Raw genomic sequence first — 4,652 nt, forward strand, 5'->3', positions numbered from 1 at the left:
CCGTCACGGACAGGGTGACGACCGCCACCGCCAGGGCGCGGGTCACGCCGCGTCGCGCCATGCATCCCTCCTCGGGGAAAACGGGCCGCAGAGCCGCGAGGGGGCCGATCCTGCCGGTCTAGAGCCCCCTCACCTGCACCCGGAGCTTTCCGAAATCGTCCTCCGCCTCGATCTGGGGTGAAGTCGCACCTTCTTCCACGGCGTCGGCCAGGCACTGTTCGGCCAGCCACGCGCCGTGGGCCTCCAGGGCCTCGCGCCAGACGCCCTCGGCGTCCACGCGCAGTTCGATGCGCTGGTCGTAGGCCAGGGCGAGCTTCTTGCGCTGGTCCTGGACCAGGCGGTTGAGGGTCCGGGCCGCGCCCTCGCGACGGAGCTCCGGCGAGATGGCCAGCTCCAGGCCCACCACCAGGGTCTTGTCGGCGGCCACGCCCACCTGCTGCTGGTCCAGGGCCTGCCAGGCCACGGTGAAGTCGCCCGGCTCCACGCGGGTTCCGGCGGCAGTGAGCGCGCCGTCCTCGCCCACCTCGTAGTCGCCCGCCTTCACGGCGGCCAGGGTGGGGCCGAACGCGCCCTTGAGCAGGGGGCCGAGCTTCTTGGCGTCCAGCTGGGCCACGCGCGCGGCGAAGGCCTGGGGCGTTTCGGGGTAGTCCACGGCCTTCACGTTCACCTGCTCCTCGATGAGGCTCCGGTAGGGCTCCACCAGGGACTGCTCCACGCCCGTGACCATGATCCTGGCCAGCGGCTGGCGCAGGTTGATGCGCGCCTTCTCGCGGATGCTGCGGCCGCACTCGATGACGCGGCGCACGGTGTCGATCTCGGCGGTTAGGCGCGCGTCCTCGCGGGCGGGCACGGCCGTGGGCCAGTCGGCCAGGTGCACGGATTCGCCGGTCAGGTGGCGGTGCACGGCGTCCATGGCGAAGGGGATGAAGGGGGCCAGGATGCGCGAGGCCTCCAGCAGGCAGGTGTAGAGCGTGTCGAAGGCCTGGCGGGAGTCCTCGGTGACGGTGTCGGTCCAGAAGCGGGGGCGGTTCAGGCGCACGTACCAGCCCGAGAGGGTCTCGATGAATTCCAGGATGGCCTGGTAGCACCTGGGCAGGTCGTAGGCCTCGATGCTGGCCGACACGTTCTGGCGCAGGCGCTCCAGCTCCGCCAGGATGTGGCGGTCGGCCAGCTCCGCGGCCGTGTCCACGCGCCGGGGCTCGTAGCCCTTGGCCAGGGCCGCGTAGGACGTGAAGAAGTGGAACACGTTCCAGAAGGGGATCAGGTAGCGGCGCACGGCCTCTTCCACGTCGCGCTCGGAGAAGCGGATGTCCAGGCCGCGCACCACGGGGGAGCCCAGCAGATAGATGCGCAGGGCGTCGGAGCCGTGGCGGTTCACCACCTCCATGGGGTCGGGGAAGTTCTTCAGGCGCTTGGACATCTTGCGCCCGTCCTCGGCCAGCACCACGCCGTGGCAGATGCAGTTGAGGAACGGCGACTGCTCCTTGATGAGCGCCCCCTCCACCATGAGCGTGTAGAACCAGCCCCGGGTCTGGGCGATGTACTCCACGATGAAGCTGGCCGGGTAGTTGGCGTCGAACCACTCCTTGTTCTCGAAGGGGTAGTGGGCCTGGCCGTAGGGCATGGCCCCGGACTCGAACCAGCAGTCGAACACCTCGGGCACGCGCTGCATGGTCCCGGCGCAGCCGGGGGCCTGGCAGGCCCAGTGCAGCTCGTCGCAGAAGGGGCGGTGCAGGTCGGTGACCTCGCGCCCGGCCTTGGCTTCCAGTTCGGCCAGGGAGCCGGGCACGTCCATGGCCTGGCAGCGCGAGCACTTCCACACCGGGATGGGCGTGCCCCAGAAGCGGTTGCGCGAGACGGACCAGTCGCGGGCGTCGGCCAGCCAGTTCTTGAAGCGGCCCGTGCCGATGTGGGCGGGCACCCAGTTGACGGGCTCGTTGCTGGCCAGGAGCTTGGGGCGGTTCTCGGCCACCTTCACGTACCAGCTGGAGATGGCCCGGTAGATGAGCGGCTGGTCGCAGCGCCAGCAGTGGGGGTACTTGTGGCGGTAGTTCTCCTGGGCGAAGAGGAGCGCGCGCTCGCGCAGGTTGCGGGCGATGTGCCTGTTGGCCTCGAAGACGGTCATGCCGGTCCAGTCGGGCGCGGCCTCGGTGAATTTGCCCTGGTGGTCCACGGGGTCGAAGAGCTCGATGCCGTTGGCGGTGCACAGGGCGTAGTCGTCTTCACCAAAGGCCGGGGCCATGTGCACGATGCCCGTGCCCATGGAGGTGTCCACGAAGGAGCCTTCCAGGACCACGTGGTTTCGGGGCGAGACGGCGTAGGGGAAGAGCGGCTCGTAGGCGCGGCCCGCCAGTTCCGCGCCCTTGGCCTCGGCCACGATCCTGGGCTCGGCGGGCAGGAACTTCTGGTAGGACTCCATGCGGGCCTTGGCGATCCAGACCAGATCGTCCGGGGCGATCTCCACCAGGGCGTAGTCGATGTCCGGGCCAACGGCCAGGGCCAGGTTGGAGGGCAGGGTCCAGGGGGTGGTGGTCCAGGCCAGGAAGGAGCGCGCGGGGTCGGCCTTTTCGCGGAAGCGCACGGTGATGGCCATGTCGTCGCGTTCGCGGAAGGAGTCGTCCAGGCCGGTCTCGAAGTTGGAGAGCGGCGTCATGCAGCGGTTGCAGTAGGCCACCACGCGGGGGCTCTCGTAGACCAGACCCTTGGCGTGGAGCTGGGAGAAGATCCAGAGCACGCTCTCCATGAAGGTGAGGTCCATGGTCTTGTACTGGCGGGCGAAGTCCACCCAGCGGCCGATGCGGTTCACGGCCTTTTCCCATTCGCCCGCGTAGCCCAGCACGATGTCGCGGCACTTCTGGTTGAACTTGTCGATGCCGTATTCCTGGATTTCGGCCTTGCCGGAGATGGCCAGCTTCTTTTCCACCTCGTACTCGATGGGCAGGCCGTGGCAGTCCCAGCCCCAGGTGCGGTCCACGAAGCGGCCCAGCATGGTGAAATAACGGGGCACCGTGTCCTTCACGTAGGAGGTGAGGATGTGGCCGTAGTGGGGCAGGCCCGTGGCGAAGGGGGGGCCGTCGTAGAAGACGTAGGGCTTGCCGTTCTTGGTCTTTTCCAGGGATTTCCAGAAGGTGCGCTCTTCGTTCCAGGCGGAGAGGACTTCCTCCTCCAGCTTGGGGAACGAAACGGACGACGGGGCTGGTTTCACGGGCTGCTCCAGATGGCGGAATGGAAGGGGAGGACTTTTGATGAAATCGCCCGTCAAGTCAAGAATGGCGCGCAGCGGCGGGCCTAAAGAAACGCCGCGCAAGTCCGATAAGACCTGTGAAGAAACCGGTAGTGGCAGGGTTTCATCCAGGGAGGGGTGAGCCATGAACATCCAGAACATCGAAACGCCCAAGGAAGCGGCGCACCACGTGGACGCGGAAAAGGCCGTGCAGGCCTTGAAGGTCCGCGAGGAAACCGTCCGCCAGACCGAGGAATCCCCCCGCGAGGGCCAGGGGCAGGACCAGCACGCGCAAGAGCGCGACCCCGCCCGCGACCTCGCCGAACGTGAAAAGCTGCTCGCCCAGACCCAGGACTACTTCCACCAGCGCGGCGTGGATCTGCACTTCAAGGTGCTCGACGAAACGGGACAGCTCCAGGTGGAGATGAAAGAAGCTGGCAGCACGCGGGTGATCCGCAAGATCCCCCAGGACGAGATCGTCAAGCTCTCGGACAACCTCAAGCGCATGGCCAAGGGGTTCCTGGACAAGTCCGTCTGAGAAGGCCCGGGCCTCCCTTCCGGGAGGCCCGGACAGCTTGATGACAAACCCCGAAGCGGGGTTTGTGAGATACGCTTACGGGCGGCAAAGCCGCCCTGCTCCATGCTGCGCTCTGCGCAGGGCTGCTGAAAAAGCCGCAAAGCCGACTTTTTCAGCAGCCTCCCCGGGCCTCCCTTCCGGGAGGCCCGGAGCTTGCTTGGCGGCCGGGCTTCCAGTATGCCCAGCCCATGACGAAGACCACCCGCATCCGCAGCCCCCGGCTGGCCCGGGCCGCCGCACTCGTGCTCGCCCTGGCCGTGGGGCTCTGCTCCCTGACCGTCCCGGCGTCCGCGCAGGACGCCCCGGCCGCCAAGAAACAGTCCAAGAGCCAGGAGGCCCAGCCCAAGAAGAAGTCCTCCGGCGACGCCAAGGCCAAGGCCAAGGGGGACTCCCAGTCCAAGAAGAAGAAATCCTCCGGTGGGGCCAAAACAGGCGAACCCAAGCCCGGGAAGAAGGCCGCCGCCGTGCCCGAAGGCCCGGCCCCGGGGGCGGACACGTTTCGCGGCCTGGCCTGGGGCACGCCCCTGGCCGACGTGCCCAGCCTCTCCAAGCGCGAGGAGCAGGGCGGCCTGGCCTACCACGTGCGCCTGGGCGAGGACATGGAAGTGATGGGCGTGGCCATGCGCGAGATCGTCTACGTGTTCTGCAAGGGCAGGCTTGCCGGGGCGCTCACGCGCTACGACGGCGAGGTGAACCACCTGGTGCTCCTGGCGCGCATGCGCGAGACCTACGGCGGCCCCCTGGAGAGCCCCCCCAACTACAAGGGCGACCGCTCCTGGCGCTTCGATTCCGGGCAGACCTCCATGGTCATGGAGTATTCCCCCTCGGCGGGCACGGGCGCGGTGGGCTGGA

General features: G+C 68.0%; 2 protein-coding genes and 1 pseudogene. 2 read left to right on the forward strand and 1 reads right to left on the reverse strand.

Annotated elements, in window-relative coordinates:
• Positions 1-118 precede the first annotated feature (118 nt).
• Positions 119-3,205 carry an isoleucine--tRNA ligase gene (ileS, locus tag ACV4UX_RS17390; RefSeq protein WP_491594543.1) on the reverse strand — a complete coding sequence of 1,029 codons (3,087 nt, stop codon included), beginning with the start codon at positions 3,203-3,205 and terminating at the stop codon, positions 119-121.
• A gap of 163 nt (positions 3,206-3,368) precedes the next feature.
• Here ileS and ACV4UX_RS17395 point away from each other — a divergent pair, with 163 nt between their 5' ends.
• Positions 3,369-3,761, forward strand: a complete 393-nt coding sequence (locus tag ACV4UX_RS17395) for a flagellar protein FlaG (protein WP_491594544.1) — start codon at positions 3,369-3,371, stop codon at positions 3,759-3,761.
• A 227-nt stretch (positions 3,762-3,988) separates the two neighbouring features.
• Positions 3,989-4,652: pseudogene (locus ACV4UX_RS17400) on the forward strand (hypothetical protein); the annotation flags it as partial.

This window comes from Fundidesulfovibrio sp. (genome assembly GCF_058402725.1).

What these genes read in the sequence shown, in the direction of transcription:
- ACV4UX_RS17395 (WP_491594544.1), top strand. Translation starts at nt 3,369, where the DNA reads ATGAACATCCAGAACATCGAAACGCCCAAGGAAGCGGCGCACCACGTG.